A 26,429-nucleotide genomic window follows, 5' to 3' on the forward strand; every position below is an offset into this window, starting at 1 on the left:
CCTTCCACCAAGTTTGGTCTGACGGTTGTCTCCTTTGCATAAAGTTGTACTAGCCATGTTTACGCTGAAAGGAGATTCCTTATGAATAAAGACAACGCCGTCAAGTCATCAAACGGGCTGTGGAACACCATCCTGCTGGGTGCTGCCGCTTTCCTGCTTGTACTGGCTGTCGTCAGCGCGCCCGAACCTGCCTTCCAAGCCACCCTGCAAGCACTTAAGCTATGGTGGAATATCGTATTTCCCGCTTTGCTGCCGTTTCTCGTTCTGGTGGAAATACTCATCGCCTATGGCTGGGCCCATGGAGTTGGCGTACTGCTGGACCCTTTGATGAAAAAAATATTCAAACTTCCCGGTGCTGGCGGCTGGGTTCTTATAACAGGAATGACAGCCGGGTTCCCGGCAGGAGCGCAGGCCGCCTCCGGAATGTATAGACAAGGCGAGCTTCGTGCCGATGAGGCCGGAAGGCTCGCCGCTTTATCCCACTTCTGCAATCCAATGACCATTCTCGTTGTCATCGGAACTGGTCTGCTTCATCAACCGGAAGCTGGTTATCTGCTGCTGATCGTTCATTGGATTTCCGGACTGCTGGCCGCTTGGATATTCGGACTTTTCCATAAACCGGCTTCTTCAGAAGGAACACGGCAGTTTACAGCATCTTTAAATAAAGTCCGATCAAGCAAATTTACCCAACGTCCCCTCTTAAAAAGGGCAGCGACTGCGGCTCTGGAGGCCCATCAGCGGGATGGACGAAGCTTTGGCAAGTTACTGGGCGATTCCGTTACCCGTTCGGTTCAAACCTTAATGATGACAGGCGGCTTTATCTTGTTCTTCGCCGTCCTGACCAGAGTATTGACCGGTCACCTGCTGCCGCAGCTTCCGCCCTATCTTGTATCTGGACTATTGGAGGCCCATCTGGCAGCCCAATCCATCAGCTCGTCGGCATTCCAAGCCGGCATTTTGCAGCTGGCTGTACTGTCCGCCGCACTGGCATGGAGTGGAATCAGCGCTCAGCTGCAAAGCCTGTCGCTGATGCAGGAGACCGGTCTCTCTTGGCGTTACTTTATGGTGAAGCGAGCCTTGCATTCGGTGCTCGCCTTTGCGATTACACTGGCCTTGTGGAAGCCGGTTAGCGCCCTTTCAGCAGGCATCGTACCAGCCTTCCGAACGGAACCACTGGATCACGCCAACGCAGATCAGCACTTCAACTTTTGGAGCGGATTGCCTTCATTCTTGCAGGTTCAAGGCGTAATCTGCTTATTATTGATAGCGGCGTTCTGGCTGTGTTCCCGTCTTATTGACCGTTATCGCCGCTAAATTTACGGCGCATCGCGGCATGGACCTCGGGGCTGACCAGATCCGTTGTATCTCCATTAAAATGCGCGATTTCCTTAACAAGACTTGAGCTCAGGAACGAATATTTCGGGTGTGTCATCATAAAGATCGTCTCCGCATCCGGATTCAACTTATGATTGGTGGATGCCAGTTGAAGTTCATATTCAAAGTCGGTCACCGTGCGGATCCCCCGTACAATGACCTGGGCATTCTTCTGGCGGATATAATTCGCCAGAAGGTCACGGAAGCTGTCGATTTCCACATTCGGAAGATGTGCAGTTTCCTGTCTCAAGAGGTCCTTGCGCTCTTCAATCGTGAACAGCGGGTTCTTGCTTAAATTATTCAACACGGCCACAATCAGCAGATCAAACTGCTTGGAAGCGCGTGTGATAATATCCATATGTCCCATGGTGACCGGATCAAAACTTCCCGGGTATACGGCAACACGGTATGTACTAGTATTCTCATTTCTCATCCTGTAATTCCTCCTCATCAAGCTCGAACGCTTGATCTTGCGCTGTGTCGTAACGGTATATCGATATGGCGGCTTCTCCGTACTTCGCAGTCCGGAAACAACAAAAGTCACCAAATTTCTCAGGATAATTGTAGCTTGATTCGTATTCCAATACCACCACAGCTGAATCTTGCAGCAAACCTCGCTCTGCCATATCCAGCATCAGCTCATCACCATTCTTAAACCTGTATGGCGGGTCCAAAAAGACCAGATCGAAGCTGTAGCCGCGCTTTTCTAGCGCTTTAAGCGCTCGTGCCGCATCATTGCGGTACACCTCAGCGCCTTCTTCAAGCCTGGTTGCCTTCAAATTATCCTTGATCGTACTGATGCTCTTCGGCTCCACATCAATAAAAACAGCACGTTCCATACCACGGCTTAATGCCTCAATGCCAAGGCCTCCCGTGCCTGCGAACAGGTCAAGCAGGGCCCCCCCCTCAAAGTAAGGACCGATCATACTGAATATGGATTCTTTCACTTTATCCGTCGTCGGACGGGTGCTTGTACCAGGCACACTTTTGAGCGGCCGGCCCTTTGCACTTCCGGATACTACTCTCACTGCTTCATTCACCCGTTTCATTATCTATAAATTCATTGCCAAGACAACGCCATTGACAGTGATTATCGTAACACAATCATCCCATATATGAAAAACGAAACATAACGTCACTCCATTTTTTTTCAAAGTCAGGTATATTTCTACCGCAGCCGGGCATCCTTGAAATATCGACATCAATGAATGTCGTAGACAACCGCGGAGAAGACTTACGTTTCCCCATAAGCTCTTCGTCCGGTTTCTCCTCTCCCATGAGGGAATCTCTTCGGAGGTTCCCGAACTAAATCCCTGTAACGGCAACGTTTATTACAGGGATTTAGTTCTTTTCTTATGCCTTTTTTTCCACATCAATATTCGCCTTCTAGTCAGGCGAGTCACCTAACCTTATGTGAAAAGCATAACCAATCCCTCTCAGCGAACGTTCTAACGATAAAGGGCATGATGGGGGGAACACGTGATGAACCTGTTTTTATATGCAGGATTGGGTTGCCTGTTGGTTGCAGGGCTTCTATCCGGAGCGTTTACTACGGGACACCAACAAAGAAGCAACTTCTATGCTGAATCCAAGGACGACCGCGCATCCAGAGAGAGAGTAGCCAACTGGTTCTTATTAGCCGGTTTCGTATTTCTTGCGGTCGCCGGTATTGTGTATTTGTTTCGCTAAGTTGACACTGTAAACATTTGCTCACACCACGCAGCGGCAAGACGCCCCCCCCGGATATCCGGCGGGCGTTTTTTTGTTCCCCTCTTTAAGCCCATAACGCCACGCGACCTTTGCAGGAATAACACCGATTTTGTCGAATCAATAAATCTGTTTGAAAAATATTCCTAATTGTACAGTGAAGAGAGGTCATGTAAGTGAGAAAAACGTTGTATGTTCTCGTATTGTTCAGCATGCTGGTGGGACTTGGCTTTGCGGGCACGACACACGGGATCGCTTCTGCCGAAGAGTCCAGGCTCCAGATCAGCGATATTGCGGGAAGAAACACCTTCCTGATGAGCGATGGCTCCATGTGGTCCCTGATTGACGGACGACATGCCATACGGACGCCGGGTAAAGTTGCAGCCATCAGCGGTTATGAATACGCAGGCATCGGTATGACGCAGGATGGGCGATTAGTGGAATGGGATATCGGCAAGGGACCCGAGGTCGTTCCGGGAACAAGCGGCGTGAAGCAGATAGCGGGTTACTACTGGCTGAAGTCAGACGGTACCGTATGGGGCGGCTCGGAAAAAGCAAAAAGCCTCAGCGGCATTTTGCTGATCGCCAATGCCGATCAAGAATTTGCCGCCTTGTCCTCCAACGGGGAGCTGCTACTACAGGATAACTACAAAAAGGGACAATTCAAGAAGCTCGGCATCGTGGAAAACCCGGCAGGGGTCAAATCCATGACGGTTCACAGCGGGCGTGTAGCCCTATTGCGTGACAACGGTGACGTGGTTGTATACGAAACGTCCAACTTTGACGATAAAGGGCGCATCATACCAGTTACCGTCGCTCAGAATGCATCTCATATCGTTTATGCTTCCAATGAGCCGACGGATCTTCTAATTGTGACGCTCCAAGACGGAACCGTATGGACAACCGGAGTGTATAAAGACCGCTGGAAGCTCAAGGAGCAGGTCTCCGGACTGAGCGGGATCGTAAAAACCTCCATTTACGGAAATGCAAAGGATCTATCGGAGGGATTCTATGCGCAGCGCTCTGACGGAAGCTGGATCCATCACAAGGATGGACAGAATAAATCGGTTGATGTGCCTGTCGTTAAGGCCGTATCGGTTTCGGTATCCGATGCCAAGCCTTATGTAGGGGATACCCTGGAAGTCAGTATCCAGGAGACTTACACGAACGGGGCCAAGATCAAAGTACCGGTTAAAGATGCCCAGATCGATATAGAGAAGCCTTATTTGATGAACATGCAGAAGAATGGAACACTGAAGTCTGCGGGCGTTGGCAAGACACAGATTACGGTAACCTCGGGTGGTCTGTCCAAATCGATAACGGTATCGTCCAGCCTGCGCAACAATTTGAAATATGCGAAACAGATCAACGGGAATATCATGGTGCCGGCGAAATCCGTCATTCAGGCACTGGGCGGCACCTACTCGGCCAAGAACGGAGCCGTGGAGGCCAAGTTCGGAGAGACCGTGCTCTCGCTTACGGCAGGCAGCAATCAGGCTAAGTTGAATGATAGTCCGCTGCGCCTAAAAGCAGCACCGATCACCGACAAAGGCGAGCTGCTGATTCCGGCCGCCGTGTTATCCGATGTTCTGGGTACGAAAATCAGCTGGGATACCAAGTGGAAACAAGCGAATATCTCCTTCGGAAGCGATGCAGAGATGACCATTGTCTCCAACGAAACGGCTGGCCTTATCAAAAAAGCGATGCAAGGCAGCTTGGTTAAATTCATCGGCCGAACGTATTGGGTGAATGATTTCGAAGACTTGGAACGCTTCTCGAAATTATCGGTAACCGACATTTTGCCGGACGACAAAGGCGAATTCAACGTGATCTTCAAAACGGCATCAGGAAAAACAGTGAAAAGCTATCCTATGCGGTCTTCGGAAGTGCTGCAGCTGTTTGCAGACCGTTCTTCTTTATTAAATTACGACCCTTATCAAAAATACAAATGGTCCGCATCGGTCTGGAAACAGATTAAAGCAGGCCAGGTTTCCCTCGGCATGACAAAAGAACAGGTGCAGCTTTCATGGGGGAACCCGGCAGCCAAGGACATTACGACTGGCGGCGGAAAAACCATTGAAACCTGGGGGTACTCGAATTTCGATATCGTATCTTTCGTAAACGGTAAGGTTATATTGATTATGATGTAGCCTGAGTAACAGGCCGGGGCAAGACCTCTGACCAGATAATATTCGTTCTCCCAAGAACAGACCACTCTTCTGAGCGGTCTGTTTTTATTAGTGATTTTCAGATAGGTGGTTAAAACGATGATTCATGACAAGTCATTAAAGCAGATTCTCGCTTCAAAAAACAGGACCGCCCTAAGAAGAGGCCATGCCTCTTTTGGACGGTCTGTCGTTGTGACTGCTCATGGTGCTCGGTATTACTTATTGATTCAATTGGTTTGTTCGCTCAAAAGATGGATTAGATAAATGCGCGAGTAATGATCACCAACAAGATGAATAATACCAAAATAGCACCTACAGAAGAGCCATATCCATAGCCACCATAACCTTCTCCTACTCCGCTCACATGAATCCCTCCTTTTTTGAACATACCACATGTTATGTTGGTTCCGCTCAAATGAACTGGGCTGCCGCCTGTTCGGGTTAAGAATAATGAATCAGCCCATGCCTTCGAATCTGCCGGATTTGGATTGAACATTTCCTTTGATTCCGATATGAAAGAGGCGTGGTTTAACCGTCGTTCCACCACGCCTCATGCGATCACTAATTGTCTATACCTGCGAAAGTTGTTCTTTTTCATCCCGATCGGTATCAGGATCTGAATATACAATTTTTCTGCGGCGATCGACCAAACCTTCCTCGCCCAACTCACGGTATTTGCGCATCCATACTTTCAGCCGTCCGATATCTGATATTTGTAAGGCGGATGCCACTTCTTTCTTAGTCATACCTTCCAGCCGCATGGCGACTGCCTTTTTCTTCGTTTCGAAACTGTAATGATGGAATGTCTGTCCCTTTTTCGCCATGATTATCACCTCTTTACTACCTTTATCGGCTATCATCGACCTTCTTTCAATACCTAGGGCCTATTCCGACATGCGCATGCCTTCAAGGTCTATAGAACCGATGTTATTTCCACCTAAATAAATCCATGTTATGGTATAATTTGTGTTACAACTTTACATAGAAATTGAGGGATCTCTTTTGTTTAAACTCATCATTTTTGGATTTCTATTCTACATCTTCGGTAATCCGATTACGGCGATCCTGGTGCTGCTTCTCATCGTGTATGTGCTGGATCGCCGTTTTGTCGGGGTCTTTCCCAGTTTGACAAAGCCAATCAAGCGTGCACGGAATATTTCCAAGCTGCGCAGACAGATTGCAGTTAGCCCCAGCGACGTTTCATCAAGACACGAGCTTGCCAGATTACTCTTGGAGCGCCGTAAGTATGGGGAAGCTCTGAAGCTGCTGGAATCCATAGCATCCAGTCTAGAGGACTCCGCCGAATTCTGGGACGATATCGGAAACGCACGCCTGCTTACCGGCAGCATCACGCAAGGGGAAGCGGATATTATCCGGGCACTGGAGATCAACCCAAGGGTCAAATATGGCCGGCCTTTTCTTCGGCTTGCTGATGCATTTCGGGATTCGGATCGGGAGAAGGCGCTCCATTATTTGGAACAGTTCCATTCCATTCACTCTTCCTCCAGCGAAGCCTTTTATTTGCTGGGTTATATGTATCAATCGCTTGGAAGGACCGATGATGCCAAGAAGTCCTATCAGGAATCGCTGGATGTGTATCGGTCACTGCCGAAATACAAAAAACGGCAAGAACGCAAATGGGCAGTGCGCAGTTTTTTTAGGAAATTATTATAAATCATAAGTGATCATATAAACTAAAGGGCGTCCACACGGTCAAGAGACCATGGGACACCCTTTTTTTCTTGATCATTCGGTTTTCTATGCAAGTGGCTTGTACCCAAGCCGATTTAATTGTTCCGCGATCACCCGGTACCCTCGGCCATTCGGGTGTAAACCGTCCACCGACATCAGTTCTTTCTCTCGGCCAGAAAATTGTGTGTAAATATCAGCTACGCGAAAATAGCCGTCGCTTAACCCCATCAAATGCCGATTGAACCGAATCACGTATTCCGTCGCCTCCGTCCAGGCCGGATATGGATTATACAGACCGATAGCGCGAATAAAATAAGGTTTGCTGACCGGTGACTTTATTTTACGGATATGTTTGACGATATTAGCCACATGATTCTGACATCGATACAAGGCAGCGTCCAGCACCTCCCGATTCGGTCGACCTCCCGTGGACTTTACCGCACGTATCAAGTCATTGCCTCCGATCGATATCGTAATGATCTGAGCCTGCTGCAGATGATAGCGAAACGTCGGAAGCTGAACTACCCGATCGTATAACTCATCCGAGGTTAATCCATTGACCCCGAGATTCTCATGGGCCACGAACTGGCGAAGCTTCTCCTCCGCCATCCGACGGTATAACGGAACAAAACCGCTGCCAGGCATCGCCCCAAACCCAAAGGTCAAGGAATCGCCGACAGCGGTATAATGGTACACCAACATGTTCACCCCCTGCCCCGCTCGTTACGACATTATATGAGGGATCACCCCATTGCGAAACGGGTTTATTGTCTTGAATGGCAATTTTAATTCCACTCCAAGACGGCAAACATGCTTTTAATCTGAATAGCTTATTCTTCGGACTCCTCCACCTCGTAAATGCAGCGGAATCTTTCAACTCCCGGATACTTCTCTCCCAAGCTGTATACCTCAAAGCCGATACTGCGATAGAAGTTTACGGCTTCTTCGTCCGTTTCCGCAATCACTCGGGCCGGTTTAGGCTGAACCTCAAGGAGCAGCTCCAAAATCAATCCGCGACCATATCCCTTTCCCCGATTCTCCGGAAGAACGGCAAGATGCCGAATGGTAAGCTCGTCCTGATCGATATCAAAACCGATGACTCCTAAGAGAAGTCCATCCTCTTCATATCCAAACAACCGGTTGCGGCCCGTCTGATAAGAAGCTGCCGCCTGATCCACCGCTTCCGGATCCGGAAATACCGAGTAACTGAGCAGTTCCTTTACTTCGGGTTGTATCGCTTGCGCCGTTATATCTTTAAGCATACTTATCTCCAATCTAAAGCTTGTATAGGTCTACAACATCTTCTCTGCACTGATTCCCAGCTTGCGCAGCAGCATCGCCGCCTGTGCTCTCTCGTCTTCCGACAAACCGCTAAGCACCTTAACCATCAATTCCTGATGCTGAGGAAAAATGGCTTCGAAGAATTCTTGTCCCTCTGCGGTAAGCTCAGCATAAATAACGCGACGGTCCTCAGCGGAAGCCCGGCGAACCAGCAGATTTTTCTTTTGAAGCTTATCCACCACATATGTAATGTTACCGCTGGAGATGAGCACCTTCTCCCCTATTTTCTGCAGCGGCTGCGGTCCTTTGTGATAGAGTACATCCAATACACCGAATTCGGTGGAGTTCAATCCGTGACTATTGATGCTGCGATTCGAATGTGTCATAACTGCGTTATAAGCTCTGGCAAGGACAACCAGCAAATGTAACGGGGTATCCTCGTGTTCTTGAATATCCGACATATTTCACCCTCCGAAAGATATCATGTTATTAAGGTTAATGAACGCCGGATCAACTGTCAAATGTATTCTTTGCTTCTATGCTCCCGGAATGCAGTATCCGTACTGTTCCATCCTGGCAGCCTATGATCGCTTGGTCGGCCATACCGATAAACAGCCCATGTTCAACCACGCCCGGAATGTTGCCTAGCCGAGAGCTCAATTCCTCTGGGTGGGCAATATGCTGAAACCGGCAATCAGCAATATAATTCCCGTTATCCGTAACATAAAACCCTTCATCTTGCTTACGACGGATTTGCACCGTACATCCAAGCTGGGCCAGTGACCGAACTGTCCACTCATAAGCAAAAGGGACAATCTCAACCGGCAGCGGGAAAGCGCCGAGTTGAGTTACTGCTTTCGCTTCATCTGCCACAATCACGAGCCGTTCGCTGTGAAAAGCAGTGATCTTCTCGCGGAGAAGCGCTCCGCCCCCTCCCTTGATTAAGCGCAGCTGGTCGTCCAGCTCATCAGCCCCGTCAATCGTCAGATCCAAGCGATCGATCTGATGTAAAGGCGTCAGGGATATTCCTTGTTCCATAGCCAGCTTCTCCGAAGCTTCAGAGGTAGCCACGGCCTGGATCGAGAGTCCGGATCTGACCATCTCGCCGATTTTGAGAATGGCGTAATAAGCGGTTGAGCCTGTGCCGAGCCCAATCTTCATTCCATCCTGCACATACTTGGCGGCATGCTCCGCCGCCATTTTCTTCATATTATATTCACTCGTCATGTGAACCCCTCTTTCGTCTTAAGCTGAATCAAATGCTATAATATGGGGTAAATTGATGGATTTCATACCATAACGAAAGGATTATACCATGCGAACAGAGAACCAGATCAAATCCAAGATCAATGAACTTACGATGCAGAAGAAAAAGCTGCAAACCCGCTTGGCTGCTCTCGAAGAGAACAGTCCGGAGCGAGCCTCCCTTCTCAATCAGGAAGCCCGCCTCGATGATATGATCACGATGCTGGAATGGGTACTGTTTGAGCCAAGCGGCTCCTATCATATGTAAAGTCGACTGACAAACGTCAGGGGCGCTAACTGCGCCCCTGACTTTCATTAAGATTACAGAATTTATAATTTTTCAGCGGAGCTGAACCATTCTATAATCGCAAGAAAACTTACCTTCGAATCGCGGTCGCTCATCCTTGAAAAGGCCTCGATAGAGGTTTGTTTTTGGGGGTCCCCGCTAAGTATTTGGAATAAGCATCGAAGCATAGGCTCCACTTTGTGGGGTTATTTTATATTTGCGCCTCCTTCTCCTGTGTGTACTGCTCAAGCCAATGGATATAGAGCTCTTCATTATCAGGAGAAAAACAAATGAAGTCAATCCGATCCAGGCGGTTATCCGGCAAATCTTCCTCAAGCAGCTTCGTAACCGCCTTTAACGCAACATCACATGCAGGAGCCTTAGGGTACTCATAGATACCCGTGCTTATATTAGGAAAGGCGATGCTTCTGGCACCCACCTCGATTGCAAGCAGGAGACTGTTGCGGTAGCATTCCGCCAGCGTATGCTCCTCACGCCGTCCACCGCCCTCCCATATCGGGCCTACCGTATGAATGATATGCTGAGCAGGCAGCTGGCCTGCACCGGTAATCACGGCATTGCCTGGTGGGCATCCGCCTTGCTGCTTGCGAATTTCCATGCACTGCTCCATGATCTCCGGGCCGCCGGCGCTATGAATTGCGCCGTCCACGCCTTTTCCACCCAGCAGTCCCGAATTTGCAGCATTGACGATAATGTCGCCCGTCCATGTCGTAATATCGCCTATAAAGACGGAGACCGATGTCCTTCCGATTTTAAATGTTTTCATTTCGGAAAATCTCCTTTCGGTCTTTTATTTCTCTATTACCCCGCAAGTGGGTGGATTGACCCTGTTTGCCTATTCTGTTCTGGGCTTTTTTTTCGCAGCTGCAGACAGTCGATCGGTCAAGCTCTTCTCTTCCGCTCCTTGCAGCGCTTCCTCCACCGTACGGTAGAACATCAGCGTGCCGGTATCCCTGGCCTTCGTCAAATGATGAAGAAACACATTGCCGGCTTGCTCCAGCTTCAAATCCTCGGATTCATTCTTGACCCGGCAAAGATATACCTTCATCATGCCTTGCGGATCGCGAAATTCCATGACGCCGATGGGACTCATCGATCTTTTGTCCTCCTCCGTGAACTGAGGCGTCATATAAACGGTATATTCCGAAGCAGGCGGAGGAATGTATGCTTCCCGTTTTTTATCCGCAATTAATTTGGAATTCATGAATGCGATGTAACCCGCCGCCGCGAACAAAAGGATGCAGGCAGCAATTGCGATATTGAACATGTATGTCTCTCCTTGTATATAATCAATCCATCGGGCATTAACCTAAAGAGTTCTTCTCTATAAAAACACCCGTAATAACGCAATAATCAGTAAATGCAGAGGATAAAATGAACGCCATACCCATCGGCTCACCCGGATAGACTCCAGCTTCCTCCATATATGCGGGCCATAGGCTATCGCAGCCGTCGGGATGACACTCCACATCTGCAGCTCCCAGTTATTAAGGAACCAGAATAACAGGTTCAACACAATATGAAGCGGAACAAGCCAGCTGGCCTGGGCATATCGGAAAATCAAGATCAACAGCAGGCCGTAAGCTCCGTAATCAAACGGAAATTCGCTCATTAGTGCACAGGCGGCAACAACAATCATCCATGATAACAGCTGGGAATCCGATCGTTCCAGCACATACAAAACGATGGCTCCAGCTACCAGGGTAATGACTACATTCAACCCTTTAGGATCCAACGCAAGCTGATAGGGAATTTGGGAGATTGCCGCAATAACGGCCAGCCGAATGATATACTTGGGTCTCGAAGAAGTGTAGCGGTGCCCCTGAACGAGAGCATAGACGTAGATTGGGAAAGCAATGCGGCCGATGATTCTCCAAATCTCCTGATGCGGAAAAAACACAAGTCCTACATGATCAATCAGCATCGTCAGCATGGCGATCCACTGCATGATAACCCCCTCCTCGCACTCGAAGATGTTGAATCCATATGTACTTGAAATCGATATATCTATTATGGGTTGCAACACTGGGACTTGCAAGCGAAGAAAACATGCAGGAGCTCAGCAATGACAAGCGATAATGAAAAGCCCCCTAATGAATAATCAAAACTTCAAATCAAATAACAATAAATAGACCACCCGATATTTCCCGGGTAGTCTATTTGGGGCAAGTGACATCTATTTCAATACAGCATGAATTTCTCGGATGTTCCCGTTCCGAACTTCATGAGCCAACGCTCCTGTAAGGAGGGGGCCATCCACCTTGATCGAATCCCCTCCCACCGTGATGAGAGTTAATCGCTGAATTGTAACTCCGTCCTGGCCATACGTATTTGCTGCGCGCTCGCTGCGATACGTCACCTTGACGGAACCAAGGAAGGTGAACGACACTTCTTGATTCTCGTCAAACAGCCAAGCCGGAAGCAGTGGGTTCAGATGCAGATGCAGCTGGCTGCCTTCGTAACGGAATACCTTCTTCCCTGCCATCATCGTAATCCACATGCTTAGGAACTCGGCCGTCGATCCGCTAAGCCGTGCCACAAAACCTCGTCCATGCACGTGAGGATCCGGATTGACGCTGCTGGCAATGAACGAGGAATTCTCCAGCGTGCTGCGTCCATAAACCGCCGGGTCCAGAAAAGGTACAAGGGATGTTTTGATTTCCGAGAAAAACTCGTCATACAATCCGGCTTTTAATAATGAAAGCAAGTATTTATAGGTCATATGCAAAAATACGGATTCCCGCTCCAGCCACCCGGCTGTAAATGCACGAATGCGTCCGATTTCATCGGTTTCGCCTGCCAGGCTGACGGACGTTTTATACATCCCCAGCGCGGGATCATACAGATCGGAAGCCTTGATCCGGTCATACATCGTTCTCGCCTGGCCTTCATCAGCGAGCTTCATTCCGCGGGCCGGTGCCTCCAGAAAATGCGGGAGCGCATAAGCCTTGAATTCAAGCACTTTTGCCGCAGGCAAACCATAGCGGGTGATCACTGGGTTCCCCGCTGCATCCCGAACCTCTTCAAAGCGCTCGGCTTCAAAGCGGAAATACGTTGGCACGATTCCGCCTCCCATCTGCTCGGCACGCTGAATCCCTTCTTCGATTTTGTCCAAGAATGCCGCGTACATGACCTTCACGTTCTTCACCGACATCTCAACCTCTTGACCGCTGATCCCGTACCGGACCGATGCACGATAGGATTCACGCTGCCCCGCTACCAAGTCCCAATAACCGAATGAGTCCAATGAGCCGGACTGATATTGCTGTACGGCTTCGTATACACTACCTAAGTAAGACGCGATCTCCTCCGGTACCTGAATCACTTGATGGCCGAACCGCTCGGCCGCATCCACGATAAATGCGACCAAACGCTTCAATTCCATCGTTTCGCTCATACCCGACCCAAACAGGCCCGGCAAGCCGTTCATTGCGTCATTCCAACCCGGCTTGTTCGCCTCCATCTCTACCCCCATCCCGTAAGGATCGAGTGTCGCTATTTTACTGAGGGACAATGAGATCATTTTGACAAACAGGTTCGTGCGGTACATGCCGCCTAGTCCGCCATCTACCCGCAGCCATTCCGCCGCGTTCCGTTTTCTGCCGAGCTTATTCAGCTTCTCCTCGTCCTCCAGCAGCGCACCATATTGCCGAACCTTGCCTCCTCGACTGATCACAACCTTCTCACTCCGCGGAAGGACGTACACCGGGCTGTCAAAGAACGTATACGTATTCTCGCCAAACAATAGTTCCTCATAACGGTCGGGATAAATATCCAAGTAGGTATCAACTAAATCCATATTATACGTCCAATGATCCGACCAGAACCCTTCCCCGAACGAAGCTGCAAAATGCTGATCGGATATCGTCAACAGCCCGGATAAGAACTGTTCCTCACTAATCTCCAACCTGATGCCTTGATCCGAAATCGCGTTGATAATTTTACCTGGCGTATAGTCCCCGGCGCATGCCTTTGCCAGCTTCTCATAATCTTCCTCAGCCGCGGAGGAGCGCAGCAGCTTCTGCAACTCCTCCTCCTTCCCTTCGCTCAAGCGGAATTTCGTTCCTTCTACGCTAAGCGGGTTATAACCGTCGGCTTGAATGAGACTGAAAAACATCCGGATATTGAACGTGCCCACCTTCGGGTTAAAAAACACGTCATTTCGTCGATTCTGATTCATATCCCGGAAATTGCCGTTCCCTTGTGAATAGTACTCCGGCGCAAGAGAAAAGAAGTTATAATCTCGCTCCAGATCCCCATGCTTGCGGGAGTATAGGTGGACAACGGCCCCTTCCTTCCCGTTATCGAATAGGAATGGATATCCGCCCCGCAGAAAATTGTCCAGGTAGGACTGACGGCTATATTCATCAAATAGGGGTAATCCCGTTTTGGTGGCCACATCCTCGGTTAATTTCCGGGTCAACGCCGAGGCCTCCTCGCGCTTATGGAGGATATAGGCAGGAGAACACAAATCTTTGGAGCGCTTATTGATTTTACCGATATCGTTCACATGACCAACCAGCGTATAAACGGTCGCCGTCTCCCCAGGCTTAAGCTGAGTCGATAATCCGCTGAATCCGCAGGGCACTTTGTTCACGGCATACGGCGTGGCGTTCAGCAAAGCTTCCATCGAACTCTCAGCAAATCGATCAGGGTGGATTAATGAAGTGTTACCGCCAAAAATCAGCTCAAAGTCTACAAGAGGTTGGAGCAGCTTCCCGTGCTGATTAAACGACAGATAGAAGTGACCGCTCGTAACTTCGCTAACTTCCGCCTCGTCGTGCGTACTGGAGCGAACTTTATAAAACGGGATCCCCTGATCCAGGTTCTCCACTTCCATCCAGCTCCGCAGCAGATTGCCGACCTCCTTGTACCCGCTATTCTCGACACCGTAAGGCAGAATCTCCGGCATGCCGTCCAGCAGTTCAAGCGATACAGTCTGGGTTCCGATATTCGTTACACTGACCTCGCGGACAAGCGCGGCAAAATCCTCACCAGGCAGCTGAAAGTATGACACCGAAGTGCGAAGTCCGTTACCGGCATGCTCCTCCTCAATGACCAGCTCATTTTGACGAATCAGCATCGTTCTCTTCGCTTTGGAATCCGGCTGATAGGATTGGAACGGCTCATAGACTGACGGGGTCCCCGCCATCTTGATAAACGTACGAAAGCCGGTAGTCGAGACGTTCTTATACGAGATATTCGCCGGGGAAAACTCCATGATCGGCGAGTTCTTATCGCGTATGCCAAAGCTGCAAATCCCCTGACCCCGATTCACATAAAAGGTCCACATCGGAATCCCTTTCAAGCCTGCGATTCCCGGCAGAAAGCTGGAAAATGGTTTAGCAAGATCATACTGCTCAATAACAAAGGTATCTTTCTCAAAACGATAATTTGACATGCTACATCCTCCTTAAATGGGTTCATAATCAACTCAACTCTATATTCCAATTATTTTCGAAACCGGTTTCGAAAAATGGTAAAAATGAGTCCTGCCTTTATGTTTCACCTAGGTGACCGGGCGGCAGGATTCCCGGATAATCAATTGAACTGGCAGCATAACCGACTTTACTGTTGCGTCTTGCTCTTCGATGGAAGAAATAAGGATCTCCGCCGCAACGGTGCCCAGCTGCTCCGTATCCTGGCGTATGGTCGTTAACGCAGGGGTGATGTAACGGGACATTTCAATATCATCAAAACCGATGATGGACACATCTCCCGGTACATGCAGGCCATGATCCTGAACGGCACGAATGGCCCCAAGCGCGAGTAAATCTCCAGCCGCGTATACAGCAGTCGGCCGATCCTCAAGCCCCAGCAGCTTCTTCATGGCTTCGTATCCGCTCTCGGTGGAGAAAAAATCGCTGCCGGTTATGTACTCTTCCCTTAGATCCAGATCAAGTTCCCGAAGGGCTTGCTCATAGCCTTGTTGGCGCTGCTCGCCTGCAAACGTATTCAATCCGCCCGATATATGGGCAATGCTGCGATGTCCGAGCGAATGCAAATACCGAAGTGCCTGCATGCTCCCTCCGATATTGTCGGAGTATACCGAATGCACATGCTCCGGTGACGAATCCAGAATGACGCACGGAATGCCGCTATCCAGCAGCTCCTGGAAATCGGGATCCTCACTGCTCGACAGAATGACGACCACACCGTCGACGCCCCGGATTTTGCAATGCTCCACATAACTGCTTCTTCGGCCGCCGACATCCTTGGAGATAAACATCAGATCATACCCTTTGGATACGGCAATTTTCTTAAAGCTTTCGATAACAGCTCCAAAATAGGGATGACGAATTCCTGCTCCCGTAGCTTCTACAAAGAGAATACCAATGGTCCAGGATCGCTTCGTTGTAAGCGATCTGGCGTTTGCGTTTGGAAGATAGCCCATTTCCTTCGCGGTTGCCAGGATCTTGGCTCTCGTCTTCTCCCGAACATCCGGATAGTTGTTGAAGACTTTGGACACCGTCGTAGGCGAATAGCCTGTTTTCTTGGCAATATCATAAATCGTAGTCAACCTTGGAATCAGCTCCTGCACCTTCGCCGGCATATTCTAATTCAAATCTATCTGATATTAGATTCTACCTGTGCTGGCAGGCTCTCGTCAATGTTATTCCGCACGGACGGACTAGCAGGAGCCGAACCTTCGGTTATCAAAATACAAATCGGCTAGGACAAGCTGGCGGAAGAGGTCTGCGGTTTTGCAGGACTTTCCGTTTCCTGATGGCGAATCATCAGAACGCAGATCAGCGCGAGCAGCATGCTGCCTGCGGCACAATAAAACAGAATCGAATATCCCATGCCATCAATGAGCTTGCCCAGCAGAGGCGGTGACGAGATCGCCGCCAGCGAGGATACCAAATAGTACATTCCTGTCCGCGTCCCAATGCTGTCCTCCGATCCGGTAGATACGATAAACGGATAGGAGTTAATATTGATGCAAGCCCAGAATAATCCGCCAACAGTCAGCAATACACGGAGCAATAGCATTGATTCAACCCATGGTACAAGCGCGAAGACAATCAACAGCCCGCTGACGCCGATCAGAATCATCCGTTTCTTGCCGAATTTACCGCCAAGCCATCCGCTTGGAATGGCGAACAGAACAAAGGCCAGTGAAAAAAACGTTAGGGAAAAGGACGCCTGCGATTCCGTTAGCCCCATCTCGTTCTTCCCGTACAACGTAAACAGCGTCTCAACTCCCTGATAAGCAACAAACCAGAAAAATATAGCCGCCAAGAGCAGCACCGTCGTCCGATTGAGCTGACTCTTAAAGGAAACCTTAGCTTTGGCAGCAGTCTGAGCCTGATAGCCTGGAGCGTCGCGCTTCTCCTGGATAAACGTTCTCAAAATGAACAACGACACCAGCGTAATGCCGGCCGCGGCAATAAAAGGCAAGGACTGATGAGCGCTGTACAGTACCGAGCCCACGCCAAAAGCCAATATAGACCCTATGCCGCCCATAAAGTTAATGATGCCGTTGGCCCTCGTGCGTCGTTTCTCCTCCGTAATATCCGGCATTAGTGAAACGGTAGGCGAACGATACAGACTCATGGCCAGGTTCATGAGGACCATGAACAGTATCAATGTTGCCATCCCGGTGTGAAACGGAATGATTGCTGTAAACAGAGCGCCAAGCGGCATTCCGATGAGCAGGTAAGGCATTCTTCTGCCATACCGGGTATGAGTACGGTCGCTTCGACTTCCAATCCATGGCTGCAAGAACAAGGCAAAGTAATTGTCGATCGTCATAAAAAAACCGATCAGTGCGACACTGGATATGTAATCCTCCAGAAAATAGGGCACAAACGCATTGTAGAGCGCCCAGGTAATGCTAATGCTGAAAAAGCCAAAGCCCAGCAGCCATGTTTTTTTCACAAAGTCACGCTCCCTTGGTTTGTAGCAATCCCCCGAGTACATCCGGATAATCCGTAATAATGCCCGCTACGCCTGCATCGATCAAGGCTTTCATCTGTTCCTCGTCATTGACGGTCCAAGGGTGATAGACAACACCATGCTGCTTCGCTTCCGCTACCCATTCCGGCAGAACTGCGCGATGGTATGCATGAAGCGCATCCGCTTTAGCCAATTTGGCATACTCCCACGGTTTGTATAACCCTTCCCCATACAGCAGGCCGGTACGGATTTCAGGATCAATATGTTTGCACTCCACCAGGGAATAATGATTGAAACTTGAGATGACGATTTGCTCTGACATTTTGTAGTGTCTTACGGTCTCGATCACACGCTTTTCCAGCTCAGGATATTGAATCGACCCGTTCTTCAGCTCAATGTTCACGATCGTGCCACGGTTTTTCGTTAATTCCAGCAGTTCTTCCAGCAGCGGAATCCGTTCCCCTTGAAAAGCCGATCCAAACCATGAGCCTGCGTCCAACTTGGCCAGTTCGTCGTATGTATAATCCTTGACTAGCCCCTCAGCCCCCGTGGTTCGGGCGACACTCTCATCATGGATCAGAACCAGCCTTCCATCCTTCGTCATCTGAACATCGGTTTCAATCCCGGTAGCTCCCTGCTCCAAGCCTTTGGCAAAGGCAGCCATCGTATTCTCGGGGCATATAGCCGATGACCCGCGGTGTGCAAAATTAATCAATTGTGTCATTTGTCTTCCTCCTGAGTGGTTAGAAATTGGTTTGTACTATAAATATAGCTCGCAATTGTTAGAGCTATGTTATCATTCCATTTTTCATATTCCACATCGTTTTACGAAACCCTGTCATGCAGACAATTAATTTTTTGAATGGTTTGACTGATTTGCATGTCAGGCATATAATTGTTTAGACAACTATTTTTTGAAAACTTGAAATGAAAGGTGTGACTTGTTTCTTGAAAATACCTAAACGCAACCCCTCCATCGGTTTTCATCTGGGTTACACCTATCGCCGCGCATCCCATTTGTTTGCTAACGCCTTGAAGCCCTATGATATCACCCCTGAGCAATGGCTGGTGCTGTACCACATCGGAGAGCACGAAGGGTTAAATCAAAAGGAAGTTGCCGCCAAAGCGGACAAGGACCAACCGACCACTACCCGCATTTTAGATCTGCTCGAGAAAAAAGGATACACCCGCAAATCCGTATCGGTAAACGACCGAAGAGCTTTCCAGCTCTATTTGACGGATACAGGCAAAGAATTGATCGAGACAACCACAACGATCGAAAGTCAATGCGGGAGCCAGTTAATCGAAGGCATTGACGATCATCAATTAGAGATGTTCTGGGACACACTCTCACGCATCAATACCAACATACACAACTTAGAGAATAACAGGAGTGATGTTTCACATGAATGAAATAAATTCGAAACAACGATTATGGACCAAAGAATTCATCACCTTGATGGTCAGCAACCTGTTTCTGTTTCTGACCCTGCAGATGATGCTGACCACGCTGCCCGCATACGCCAAGGAGGCGTTTATGGCAAGCCCGCTTCAGGTCAGCCTGATAACCAGCCTGTTCGCCTTCAGTGCGATCACGTCCCGCTTCGTGTCAAGCAAAGCGCTGGAAAAAGGAAAACTACGCCTGCTTCTGTACGTCGGGCTGTTGATATCGCTGGCAGCCACGCTCGGCTATTACTGGGCATCCGGCATCGCCTTTCTGCTGCTGATGCGCGTTTTGTTTGGCATCGGCTTTGGCATGACAAGCACCTCGTTTCCTACGATGGCTTCGGACGTCATTCCTATCAAACGACTGGGCGAAGGCATGGGGTACTTCGGATTATCCACTACGCTCGCCATGTCAATCGGCCCGATGATCGGCTTGACGCTCCTGCAAGACGGGGGGTTCACACCGCTTGTGGTCATCACCGTCATCATCAATGTACTTATCTTCCCACTCGCCTACGTTCTAACATCAAGATCGGCAAAACGGAAAACGGAGCGCCCCGCAGCGGTTCAACCTCGAGTTGAGGAACAACCGAAGGGCTCGTTCAACAAAAAGCTGATTCTCCCCAGCGTCCTTAATTTTTTGATGTCCATTACGTACGGCGGGCTGCTGAGCTTCATGGCGTTGTTTGGCACCGAGGCTCACCTCCGGAATCCCCAGTATTTCTTCTTGTTCAATGCCATTGCCATCATTCTGGTACGGCCGTTCTCCGGCAGAATCTATGACCGCTATGGACACAAGGCGCTGGTTATACCTGCTGCTGTTCTGATGGTCACCGGTCTGCTGTTGCTGACCTTCGCCTCATCGACGGGAACTATGCTGTTATCGGCATTGTGTTATGGCCTTGGCTTTGGTGCGATGCAGCCGTCCATCCAGACCTGGATGATCCAGGAGGTTCATCCACTCCAGCGCGGCATGGCCAACGGCATGTTCTTCAACTCCCTGGATTTCGGTGTCGCTATTGGCTCTATCGCGCTCGGCTCCATCGCCAAATCCACTTCGTACGCTATCATGTACCGATATTCAGCCATTGCGCTTGTGCTGTTGATCCTGATTTATATCGTCATGCAGGCCACCGGCAAATCACGCACTAAAGCTACATCAAAGCTTGAGGATACCGAACCCACCGTTGCAGGATAACGGAGATTCGAAAGCAAAGCCAATTCTTTGGCATCTCCTCTTCGATTCTTTGCACACATCAAGCTCTGACCTCCCGGATCGGACCGGATGGATCATGCGGAGCCCGTTTACTCGATTATACGAGTGGACCTCCGTTCCCTATGCTCCCGATCCGTATTCGAATATGAGAGAAAGGTCTTGTCCATTATTTATGGACAAGACCTTTCTTTTTCAAGCCCTGCGGTTTCTTGAAATTCACTCGGTATGAATTCCCTCCGGTATCGTCTTCCTTCGCCTCCGGCTTCACGGCGAATAATGTGAGCAGGCCACCTACAGCCGCAACGGCTGCCAACGTGCCGAACAGCACCCAATGATTCGCCCCGAGCAGCAGTGAAACAACTGGCGGACCGAGCGATACGCCGATAAAACGCATACTGCTGTACAGAGAAGTAATGGTACCGCGCTGCTCCTTCTCTATACCTTCCGTTAGCAGCGTGTCCATGCATGGCAATACCATCCCGATCCCTATGCCGCCAAGCGTCATCATACCAACTACAAAATATATCTGTGCGCTAAATCCGGTGACGATCAGGGAAGCCGTCAGAATGGCCATACCCGCGAAACCGGTCCACTTTTTAGCCGCTTTATTTTTGCCCGTGAATTTACCGGCTAAATAGGAAGACAGACATAACAAAGCCAGCGGAATCGCAAGCACCAGCCCTTTCACCACACCGTGTAAATGGTAAGTGCTCTCAAGCGTCTCCGACAAATAGAAAAGCACGCCGAACACACCAAACATCGCAATGCCGCCGATGGCAAATATCGCGTACAGCCATCTTCCCTTCTCGTGCAAAACCTGCTTGGTTGTTTTCAAAAACTCGCGAATGGATTGTTTATCGTTATGGTTTGACTTTGGCGTCTTCACAAGAAAAATAACAAGCACGATAGAGATCAGGCACAGAACTGGAATAGCTATAAAGGGCAAGAACCAGATAAAACTTCCAAGCAGGGCTCCCAGTATTGGACTGACTACCTTGCCAAACGTATTGGAGGTTTCGATAATACCCAAACTCTTACTAACCTCTTCTTCCTCTTTAAACATGTCACCGACAAGCGGAATGACAATGGGGAATGCCCCGGCAGCACCAATTCCCTGCAGAAACCGACCCGCCAAAATAACGTAATATGCCGCTGTCCCACTCAGCATCCAAGCTGCTACAGCCGAGACTGCTCCGCCTAACGCCGCAATAATTAAGCTTGGGATGATGATCTTCTTTCGTCCATACCGATCCGATAAATAACCGGCAATCGGAATCAGTAAGATGGCTACAACAGCATATACCGTTATAAGCATACTGACTTTGAAGGAACTGATCCCCAGAGCTTTTGAAATCTGCGGCAAAATGGGAATCAGCATGGAATTTCCCAACGTCATGATAAGTGGTATGGATGCAAGGGCAACCAGATCCCATTTTTTGTTTTCCATGAGAGAAAGACCACCTTTGCGTTATCTGTCATCCATATTGTAGGTTCTTTTACCCGGAATATGCATGATTGCAAGGTGGCCGATTTTTCCCATATGCAATTTTTCCTTATTTATACTTTAAAGCCGGACATCAACTGCCGCAGCTTGCTGGACATTACGTTCAAATCCTCAACGGAATTTGTAATTTCCTCCATAGAAGCCAGCTGCTCTTCCGTGGCTGCACTGACGCTTTGGGTTCCACCTGCCGTTGTCTCCGTGACCTCCTGAATTCTGCGGATTGCATGAACAAGCTCTCCTGCTCCGGAATCCATCTGTTTAGTTGCAACAGTGACACTCTGAATTTGTTCGTTCAATTCGCCGACGGATTGTTCAATGTCCTTAAAGGCTCTCTCGGCTCCTTGTGCCACGTCCATGCCCTCGGTCACTTCGCGGGTGCCCTGCTCCATGACGCCGGCCAAATCAACAATATCCTGCTGAAGCTCATGGACGAATTGTCTGATTTCGACGGAAGAGTTTGAGGCCTGATCAGCCAATTTTCGGACCTCAGCCGCTACAACCGCAAAACCTCTGCCATGCTCGCCTGCCCGAGCGGCCTCAATGGAGGCATTCAAGGCAAGCAGTGATGTCTGCTCTGCAATTTCGATTATGATCTGTCCCATCGCTCCAATGTTGGAGGCCTTTTCGCCGAGCGCCCGCACCGATTGCGCAGATTGATCCACACTGGTGCGTATGCCTTCCATCTGAGCCAGCGTATGTATAAGTGCCTGTTCCCCTTCAGCCGCAAGTTGGTTCGTCGTTGCTGCCAATCCCGAGACGTCTTGGGCGGCATGCGCGATATGTTTCATGCCTTCCGCCATGTCCGTTACCGTAGCTGTCGTTTCCTCCGTATCCTGAAGCTGGTTTTCTACCCCGGCCGCCAGCTCTTCCATAATCCCAGAGGTTTGCTGAGAAGCTTGACGGATTTCCTCGGTCGTGGAGTGCAGCGTCGAAGCTGCGACACCAACTTTGCCAGCCGTATCCTGCACCTGTACGACAAGCACCCTGAATCCATCAACCAGTTTATTGTAGGCGTCGGCTACCGCCCTGATCTCATCTTTCGTAGTAATCTGTAATCGGGTAACCAGATCACCACCGCCCTCGGCAATCTTCAAGAGTTGTTCGCTCATCTGATTCAAAGGTCGAATCGAGCGAATAAGAAGATATCCTTGTATCGCAAAATAAACGATACCTGCAATACCGATCAACATGATCACCATGTTCTGAAATCTGCTGCTGTCCGCAATCTGGTCAGCCTGCTTAGCCAAGTCTTCATTTTTATGCACCGTAAATTGGGCGATAAGCGTACTGAAGGAATTGCGCACTTCCCGTTCCTTGCTAAACGCAGCCTCATATACCCGGAACGGTACAGCCTTGTAAAAACCGGTGTCATACCCTAATTTGTTTAACACCTCAGTCACGGCCTCGGTGTATATGACATACCCGGTTTCGATCTCGTTAAATACCTTTTGGTCTTCCTCAGCCGTCATCAAGCCTTTGGTTTCAGCCATAAGTTTGGCAACGGACTCCTGTTTCGCTTTCAATGAATCTGCAAAGGTCGAATCCCCGGTCAATAAGTAGCCCCGCTCATCATTAGAGACACCCGTCAATAGGGTCTCCAATTGCGTCAGGTTATAAATGACCTTCTGATCCACTTCAATAATTTCGCTGAACCTCTTCTCCGTCATGTTCGAAGTGATGAACGCGATGATTACGATAACCACCGTAACCGTTGCAAGAATCGTAGACGAAAGAATTAATTTTGTTTTTATCTGCATCCGCAAGCACCCGACCTTTGATATAAGTAATAGACCCCCAATCCTTTTTTCGTCAAATTTGTGTCCAAAATGAATAGACTCGGCGGTCGAGAAAGCACTTATCCCGAAAATTATTGAAAAAAATTATTAATCACCGGTCAAATCATGATAAATATTGGATAACTCCCTCCTTATGGTATAACGTATATTCCCTAGATCTCCCTAAATTCATTTCCGTTTTTTTCCTCTGCTCTGAAACATGGTTTGGTTTTCATATATCAATCATGAAAAAAAGGCCTGCCTGAGCCGTTGCTCAGACAGACCTTTACTCATTTAATCTTGATCCGGTATAAAGTGGCTTTTTTTCCCGATATGATACACATGAAGTTTGTGCATGGCACGCGTACATGCGGTGTAGAACAGCTTGCGGTCGCTTTCGCGATGGTACACATCCTCAGAGCCGTTGTATATGATCACCGCGTCGAATTCCACGCCTTTGGCCAGATACGCAGGAACGACAAGCGTTCCTTTCTCAAAAGCAGGCGTCGTTTTGGCAATTAATCGCGTAGGTATATCTGCTGACAGCTGCTCGTGTACGCGTCTGCTCTCCTCTTCTGTCCGGCAGATCACCGCCACGTACTGGAATCCCTGTTCATGAAGCTCACGGATATCAGAGACAATCGCTTCATGCAGATGTGCTTCATCAATCATCGCAACCACCTGTGGAGCTTCGCCGCTCCGGTTAAATGGAACGATGCGCTCCCCGCCCGGTATCATCTGCCGCGTGAAATCAACGATTTCATATGTGGACCGGTAGCTTTGCGTCAGATTGATAACCTCCGTATCCTCCTTGCCGTACAGACTTACCAGATTCTCCAAGCTGCCAAGTGCCTCTCCGTGAGCATAAATGGCTTGATTGAGGTCGCCCAGCACCGTCATTTTCGCTCGCGGGAACAAACGCTTCAGGAATTCCAGCTGAAATCCGGAGTAGTCCTGAACCTCATCGACAATGACGTGACGAATCGACGTGTTCGTGCGGAAGCCTTGAAGCAGCTCCTTCAGATACAGGAACGGAGTGGCATCCTCGTACAACAGCGTTTTGTTGTCCAGCGACGCTACTGTGCGATTGCAGATTTCCTCCCAATGTCCCGGGAGCGTCTCCAAGTTACCTGCTGCCCGGCGGAATAAGGATTCATCCGTGTATAATTTACGGTACATGCCCTTAACATCCACATAACGGAACCGCTTGATCCAGCGCCTAACCGGCTTGAGCCGAGTGCTGATGACCATTTTGGCAAGGATGTCTTTTTCCTTATCGAAATCGTCAAAGGTTTCTTCCTTCCGGTTTTGCTTACGTCTCATCGTTTGAAAGGCCCGTTGGTAATCATCCGTATCCAGCAGTTGGATTTGCTCCTCCACCCACGGGGCGTCTTTTTCGCTCTGGGCAAACTCCGACAGGCGTTTCAGCATCCACTCTTTCATGAGGTCGATCCGTCCAGCAAGCTTAACCGCCGCATCATAACCATAGAACTGCGCGGTCATTTCTTCCGAGCTGACGATAACCTTACCCTGGAATACGACCGGTTTAAAGAGCATCCCGCCCTGTTCCAGCAGCTCCTTGTATCGTCTGATGGTGTCCAGATAAGCACCCGAGGATTTATAGGATATACTCTGAAGCCGTGCCCGGTAACGCGGCGAATCGTCCGCATTCAGCAAGGTTTCCGTCTGCGTGAACACGTCTTCAAGCTCAAACTCTTTGCCGAGCCGGTGCTCCAGATAGGACTGAAAGGTCGTCTGCTGCATATTGTCCTCGCCAAGCTCCGGAAGCACCGTGGATACATAACTGTTGAACAGCGGGTTCGGGGAGAATAGTATCATCTGATCGGCCCGAAGCGTCTCCCGGTACTTATACAATAGATAAGCCACTCGCTGCAGTGCCGCTGAGGTTTTGCCGCTGCCGGCAGCCCCCTGAACGATCAGCATGCGGGTTTTGTCATTTCGGATGACTGCGTTCTGCTCTTTCTGAATCGTAGCCACGATGTTCTTCATCCGATCATCCGCGCTGTGACTGAGCACCTGCTGCAGCAGCTCATCTCCAATCGTCACGCCGGTATCAAACAATACCTTGATCTCGCCGTTATGGATGACGAATTGGCGCTTAAGCAGCATTTTGCCTTTAACCGTACCCGAAGGAGTTTCGTATTGGGCCGGGCCGGGTGCCCCATCATAATACAAACTCGAGATCGGAGCGCGCCAGTCGTAAACCAGAAACGTCTCCATATGTTCATCCAAAAAAGATCCTGTCCCCAAATAAATGGTGTCCGTCTCCGTGGTTCCATCCTCCTGAAAATCAATGCGTCCAAAGTAAGGGGATTCCACAAGTTTTCTATACTTTTTAAGCAGCTTGCTGGATTGCAGATGTGCATGCTCACGTTCCGCGAGCACCTGCGACTGCTGTCTCAGGTTTGTGGACGTTTCACCCAGATCGTCCGGGTTGCTGAAATTGACCGTTACTTCGTCCCAAAAGTCTTTCCGCATATCAATAACGACTTCACGGATATCTCCGACGCTTGCTTCCAGCTGAGATATTTTATTACCGATTTTCGTTGTCACTTCCGTTACCCGAGCCTGTTCTTCTCGCCAATCCTGTTCGCTGATAGCCATTTGTTCATCCCCCTAATATACTGGTTGACAGCGCAATTCGTCTGTGATATAATACAATTGTGATATTCTAACCATATCTTAATGATTTAATGACAAACCATTGCTAATTATAGCAATGTGCCTCGTATAATTCAACTTCGAATTTCAGTAACCGACCCACCGGGGCGGTTTTTTTTGCGTTTATATACAA

At 49.3% G+C, this 26,429-nt stretch carries 25 protein-coding genes; 7 read left to right on the forward strand and 18 right to left on the reverse strand.

Translation table 11 applies throughout. The features are described from left to right. The first annotated feature begins 81 nt into the window (after window positions 1-81). On the forward strand, window positions 82-1,314 hold the full coding sequence (locus tag CRG97_RS21430; RefSeq protein WP_098747131.1) for a nucleoside recognition domain-containing protein: 1,233 nt from the start codon (window positions 82-84) through the stop codon (window positions 1,312-1,314). On the opposite strand, the gene coaD is transcribed toward CRG97_RS21430, so the two are convergent. Both coaD and rsmD read right to left on the reverse strand, forming a co-directional pair. Further along, window positions 1,292-1,807, reverse strand: a complete 516-nt coding sequence (coaD, locus tag CRG97_RS21435) for a pantetheine-phosphate adenylyltransferase (RefSeq protein ID WP_076325035.1) — start codon at window positions 1,805-1,807, stop codon at window positions 1,292-1,294. The genes CRG97_RS21430 and coaD overlap by 23 nt on opposite strands. After that, window positions 1,797-2,402, reverse strand: a complete 606-nt coding sequence (gene rsmD, locus CRG97_RS21440) for a 16S rRNA (guanine(966)-N(2))-methyltransferase RsmD (RefSeq protein WP_098747431.1) — start codon at window positions 2,400-2,402, stop codon at window positions 1,797-1,799. Before rsmD ends, coaD begins: the two co-directional genes overlap by 11 nt. Before the next feature lie 454 nt (window positions 2,403-2,856). Between rsmD and CRG97_RS21445 the strand changes: the two genes are divergently transcribed. Both CRG97_RS21445 and CRG97_RS21450 read left to right on the forward strand, forming a co-directional pair. Continuing rightward, on the forward strand, window positions 2,857-3,063 hold the full coding sequence (locus CRG97_RS21445; protein WP_098747133.1) for a DUF5316 family protein: 207 nt from the start codon (window positions 2,857-2,859) through the stop codon (window positions 3,061-3,063). Window positions 3,064-3,257: 194 nt separating this feature from the next. Continuing rightward, window positions 3,258-5,231: a stalk domain-containing protein gene (locus CRG97_RS21450; RefSeq protein WP_098747135.1), complete on the forward strand. Its 1,974-nt coding sequence runs from the start codon at window positions 3,258-3,260 to the stop codon at window positions 5,229-5,231. Between the two features lie 274 nt (window positions 5,232-5,505). Here the strand turns inward: CRG97_RS21450 and CRG97_RS21455 are convergent, their stop codons facing one another. Both CRG97_RS21455 and CRG97_RS21460 read right to left on the reverse strand, forming a co-directional pair. Further along, the gene (locus tag CRG97_RS21455; RefSeq protein WP_233355008.1) at window positions 5,506-5,613 is read right to left on the reverse strand and encodes a YjcZ family sporulation protein; all 108 of its coding nucleotides are present in this window, start codon (window positions 5,611-5,613) and stop codon (window positions 5,506-5,508) included. Window positions 5,614-5,818: 205 nt separating this feature from the next. Further along, window positions 5,819-6,073, reverse strand: a complete 255-nt coding sequence (locus CRG97_RS21460) for a helix-turn-helix domain-containing protein (RefSeq protein WP_098747138.1) — start codon at window positions 6,071-6,073, stop codon at window positions 5,819-5,821. A gap of 178 nt (window positions 6,074-6,251) precedes the next feature. Here CRG97_RS21460 and CRG97_RS21465 point away from each other — a divergent pair, with 178 nt between their 5' ends. Further along, the gene (locus CRG97_RS21465) at window positions 6,252-6,923 is read left to right on the forward strand and encodes a tetratricopeptide repeat protein (RefSeq protein ID WP_098747140.1); all 672 of its coding nucleotides are present in this window, start codon (window positions 6,252-6,254) and stop codon (window positions 6,921-6,923) included. 84 nt (window positions 6,924-7,007) lie between these two features. Here the strand turns inward: CRG97_RS21465 and CRG97_RS21470 are convergent, their stop codons facing one another. From CRG97_RS21470 to rpiA, 4 genes are all read right to left on the reverse strand, one after another. Beyond that, window positions 7,008-7,643: a GDSL-type esterase/lipase family protein gene (locus CRG97_RS21470; protein WP_098747143.1), complete on the reverse strand. Its 636-nt coding sequence runs from the start codon at window positions 7,641-7,643 to the stop codon at window positions 7,008-7,010. Window positions 7,644-7,771: 128 nt separating this feature from the next. Further along, window positions 7,772-8,203 (reverse strand): GNAT family N-acetyltransferase, encoded by a 432-nt coding sequence (locus CRG97_RS21475; protein ID WP_098747145.1) that lies wholly within the window; start codon window positions 8,201-8,203, stop codon window positions 7,772-7,774. A gap of 30 nt (window positions 8,204-8,233) precedes the next feature. Then, window positions 8,234-8,683: a MarR family winged helix-turn-helix transcriptional regulator gene (locus CRG97_RS21480; RefSeq protein ID WP_076325043.1), complete on the reverse strand. Its 450-nt coding sequence runs from the start codon at window positions 8,681-8,683 to the stop codon at window positions 8,234-8,236. A 49-nt stretch (window positions 8,684-8,732) separates the two neighbouring features. Then, window positions 8,733-9,449: a ribose-5-phosphate isomerase RpiA gene (rpiA, locus tag CRG97_RS21485; protein ID WP_098747147.1), complete on the reverse strand. Its 717-nt coding sequence runs from the start codon at window positions 9,447-9,449 to the stop codon at window positions 8,733-8,735. Between the two features lie 88 nt (window positions 9,450-9,537). Here rpiA and CRG97_RS21490 point away from each other — a divergent pair, with 88 nt between their 5' ends. After that, entirely contained in the window at window positions 9,538-9,735 is a 198-nt protein-coding gene (locus CRG97_RS21490) for a hypothetical protein (protein ID WP_098747149.1), read from the forward strand. Between the two features lie 229 nt (window positions 9,736-9,964). Here the strand turns inward: CRG97_RS21490 and CRG97_RS21495 are convergent, their stop codons facing one another. The 7 genes from CRG97_RS21495 to CRG97_RS21525 all read right to left on the reverse strand — a co-directional run bounded on the left by CRG97_RS21495 (window position 9,965) and on the right by CRG97_RS21525 (window position 18,397). Next, window positions 9,965-10,540, reverse strand: a complete 576-nt coding sequence (locus CRG97_RS21495) for a macro domain-containing protein (RefSeq protein WP_098747152.1) — start codon at window positions 10,538-10,540, stop codon at window positions 9,965-9,967. 69 nt (window positions 10,541-10,609) lie between these two features. Continuing rightward, window positions 10,610-11,041: a hypothetical protein gene (locus CRG97_RS21500; protein ID WP_076325046.1), complete on the reverse strand. Its 432-nt coding sequence runs from the start codon at window positions 11,039-11,041 to the stop codon at window positions 10,610-10,612. 57 nt (window positions 11,042-11,098) lie between these two features. After that, a complete protein-coding gene (locus CRG97_RS21505; protein ID WP_098747154.1) occupies window positions 11,099-11,722 on the reverse strand; it encodes a TraX family protein in 624 nt (207 codons plus the stop codon). Between the two features lie 228 nt (window positions 11,723-11,950). Continuing rightward, the gene (locus CRG97_RS21510; protein ID WP_098747156.1) at window positions 11,951-15,175 is read right to left on the reverse strand and encodes a helix-turn-helix domain-containing protein; all 3,225 of its coding nucleotides are present in this window, start codon (window positions 15,173-15,175) and stop codon (window positions 11,951-11,953) included. 108 nt (window positions 15,176-15,283) lie between these two features. Then, on the reverse strand, window positions 15,284-16,294 hold the full coding sequence (locus CRG97_RS21515) for a LacI family DNA-binding transcriptional regulator (RefSeq protein WP_098747434.1): 1,011 nt from the start codon (window positions 16,292-16,294) through the stop codon (window positions 15,284-15,286). 152 nt (window positions 16,295-16,446) lie between these two features. Further along, complete coding sequence (locus CRG97_RS21520; RefSeq protein ID WP_098747159.1) at window positions 16,447-17,655, reverse strand: SLC45 family MFS transporter; 1,209 nt, start codon at window positions 17,653-17,655, stop codon at window positions 16,447-16,449. 4 nt (window positions 17,656-17,659) lie between these two features. Next, window positions 17,660-18,397, reverse strand: a complete 738-nt coding sequence (locus CRG97_RS21525; protein ID WP_098747162.1) for a glycerophosphodiester phosphodiesterase — start codon at window positions 18,395-18,397, stop codon at window positions 17,660-17,662. 224 nt (window positions 18,398-18,621) lie between these two features. Between CRG97_RS21525 and CRG97_RS21530 the strand changes: the two genes are divergently transcribed. Together CRG97_RS21530 and CRG97_RS21535 are read left to right on the forward strand one after the other, a co-directional pair. Next, window positions 18,622-19,086, forward strand: a complete 465-nt coding sequence (locus CRG97_RS21530; protein WP_098747165.1) for a MarR family winged helix-turn-helix transcriptional regulator — start codon at window positions 18,622-18,624, stop codon at window positions 19,084-19,086. Then, on the forward strand, window positions 19,079-20,317 hold the full coding sequence (locus tag CRG97_RS21535; RefSeq protein WP_098747168.1) for an MFS transporter: 1,239 nt from the start codon (window positions 19,079-19,081) through the stop codon (window positions 20,315-20,317). Before CRG97_RS21530 ends, CRG97_RS21535 begins: the two co-directional genes overlap by 8 nt. Before the next feature lie 184 nt (window positions 20,318-20,501). Here CRG97_RS21535 and bcbE read toward each other — a convergent pair whose 3' ends face one another. The 3 genes from bcbE to helD form a co-directional block, all read right to left on the reverse strand. Then, window positions 20,502-21,782 (reverse strand): bacillibactin exporter BcbE, encoded by a 1,281-nt coding sequence (bcbE, locus tag CRG97_RS21540; protein WP_098747170.1) that lies wholly within the window; start codon window positions 21,780-21,782, stop codon window positions 20,502-20,504. 110 nt (window positions 21,783-21,892) lie between these two features. After that, window positions 21,893-23,596, reverse strand: a complete 1,704-nt coding sequence (locus tag CRG97_RS21545; RefSeq protein ID WP_098747172.1) for a methyl-accepting chemotaxis protein — start codon at window positions 23,594-23,596, stop codon at window positions 21,893-21,895. A 312-nt stretch (window positions 23,597-23,908) separates the two neighbouring features. After that, a complete protein-coding gene (gene helD / locus CRG97_RS21550; RefSeq protein WP_098747174.1) occupies window positions 23,909-26,239 on the reverse strand; it encodes an RNA polymerase recycling motor HelD in 2,331 nt (776 codons plus the stop codon). Between the last annotated feature and the right edge of the window lie 190 nt (window positions 26,240-26,429).

Source organism: Paenibacillus sp. EZ-K15, from assembly GCF_002573715.1.
Lineage (GTDB): Bacteria > Bacillota > Bacilli > Paenibacillales > Paenibacillaceae > Paenibacillus_AQ.

Bases quoted from the DNA above. Each gene is read 5' to 3' on its own strand.
- CRG97_RS21430 (WP_098747131.1), top strand. From the start codon at position 82: ATGAATAAAGACAACGCCGTCAAGTCATCAAACGGGCTGTGGAACACC.
- coaD (WP_076325035.1), bottom strand. From the start codon at position 1,807: ATGAGAAATGAGAATACTAGTACATACCGTGTTGCCGTATACCCGGGA.
- CRG97_RS21445 (WP_098747133.1), top strand. From the start codon at position 2,857: ATGAACCTGTTTTTATATGCAGGATTGGGTTGCCTGTTGGTTGCAGGG.
- CRG97_RS21460 (WP_098747138.1), bottom strand. From the start codon at position 6,073: ATGGCGAAAAAGGGACAGACATTCCATCATTACAGTTTCGAAACGAAG.
- CRG97_RS21470 (WP_098747143.1), bottom strand. From the start codon at position 7,643: ATGTTGGTGTACCATTATACCGCTGTCGGCGATTCCTTGACCTTTGGG.
- CRG97_RS21475 (WP_098747145.1), bottom strand. From the start codon at position 8,203: ATGCTTAAAGATATAACGGCGCAAGCGATACAACCCGAAGTAAAGGAA.
- CRG97_RS21480 (WP_076325043.1), bottom strand. From the start codon at position 8,683: ATGTCGGATATTCAAGAACACGAGGATACCCCGTTACATTTGCTGGTT.
- rpiA (WP_098747147.1), bottom strand. From the start codon at position 9,449: ATGACGAGTGAATATAATATGAAGAAAATGGCGGCGGAGCATGCCGCC.
- CRG97_RS21490 (WP_098747149.1), top strand. From the start codon at position 9,538: ATGCGAACAGAGAACCAGATCAAATCCAAGATCAATGAACTTACGATG.
- CRG97_RS21495 (WP_098747152.1), bottom strand. From the start codon at position 10,540: ATGAAAACATTTAAAATCGGAAGGACATCGGTCTCCGTCTTTATAGGC.
- CRG97_RS21500 (WP_076325046.1), bottom strand. From the start codon at position 11,041: ATGTTCAATATCGCAATTGCTGCCTGCATCCTTTTGTTCGCGGCGGCG.
- CRG97_RS21505 (WP_098747154.1), bottom strand. From the start codon at position 11,722: ATGCAGTGGATCGCCATGCTGACGATGCTGATTGATCATGTAGGACTT.
- CRG97_RS21510 (WP_098747156.1), bottom strand. From the start codon at position 15,175: ATGTCAAATTATCGTTTTGAGAAAGATACCTTTGTTATTGAGCAGTAT.
- CRG97_RS21525 (WP_098747162.1), bottom strand. From the start codon at position 18,397: ATGACACAATTGATTAATTTTGCACACCGCGGGTCATCGGCTATATGC.
- CRG97_RS21535 (WP_098747168.1), top strand. From the start codon at position 19,079: ATGAATGAAATAAATTCGAAACAACGATTATGGACCAAAGAATTCATC.
- bcbE (WP_098747170.1), bottom strand. From the start codon at position 21,782: ATGGAAAACAAAAAATGGGATCTGGTTGCCCTTGCATCCATACCACTT.
- CRG97_RS21545 (WP_098747172.1), bottom strand. From the start codon at position 23,596: ATGCAGATAAAAACAAAATTAATTCTTTCGTCTACGATTCTTGCAACG.
- helD (WP_098747174.1), bottom strand. From the start codon at position 26,239: ATGGCTATCAGCGAACAGGATTGGCGAGAAGAACAGGCTCGGGTAACG.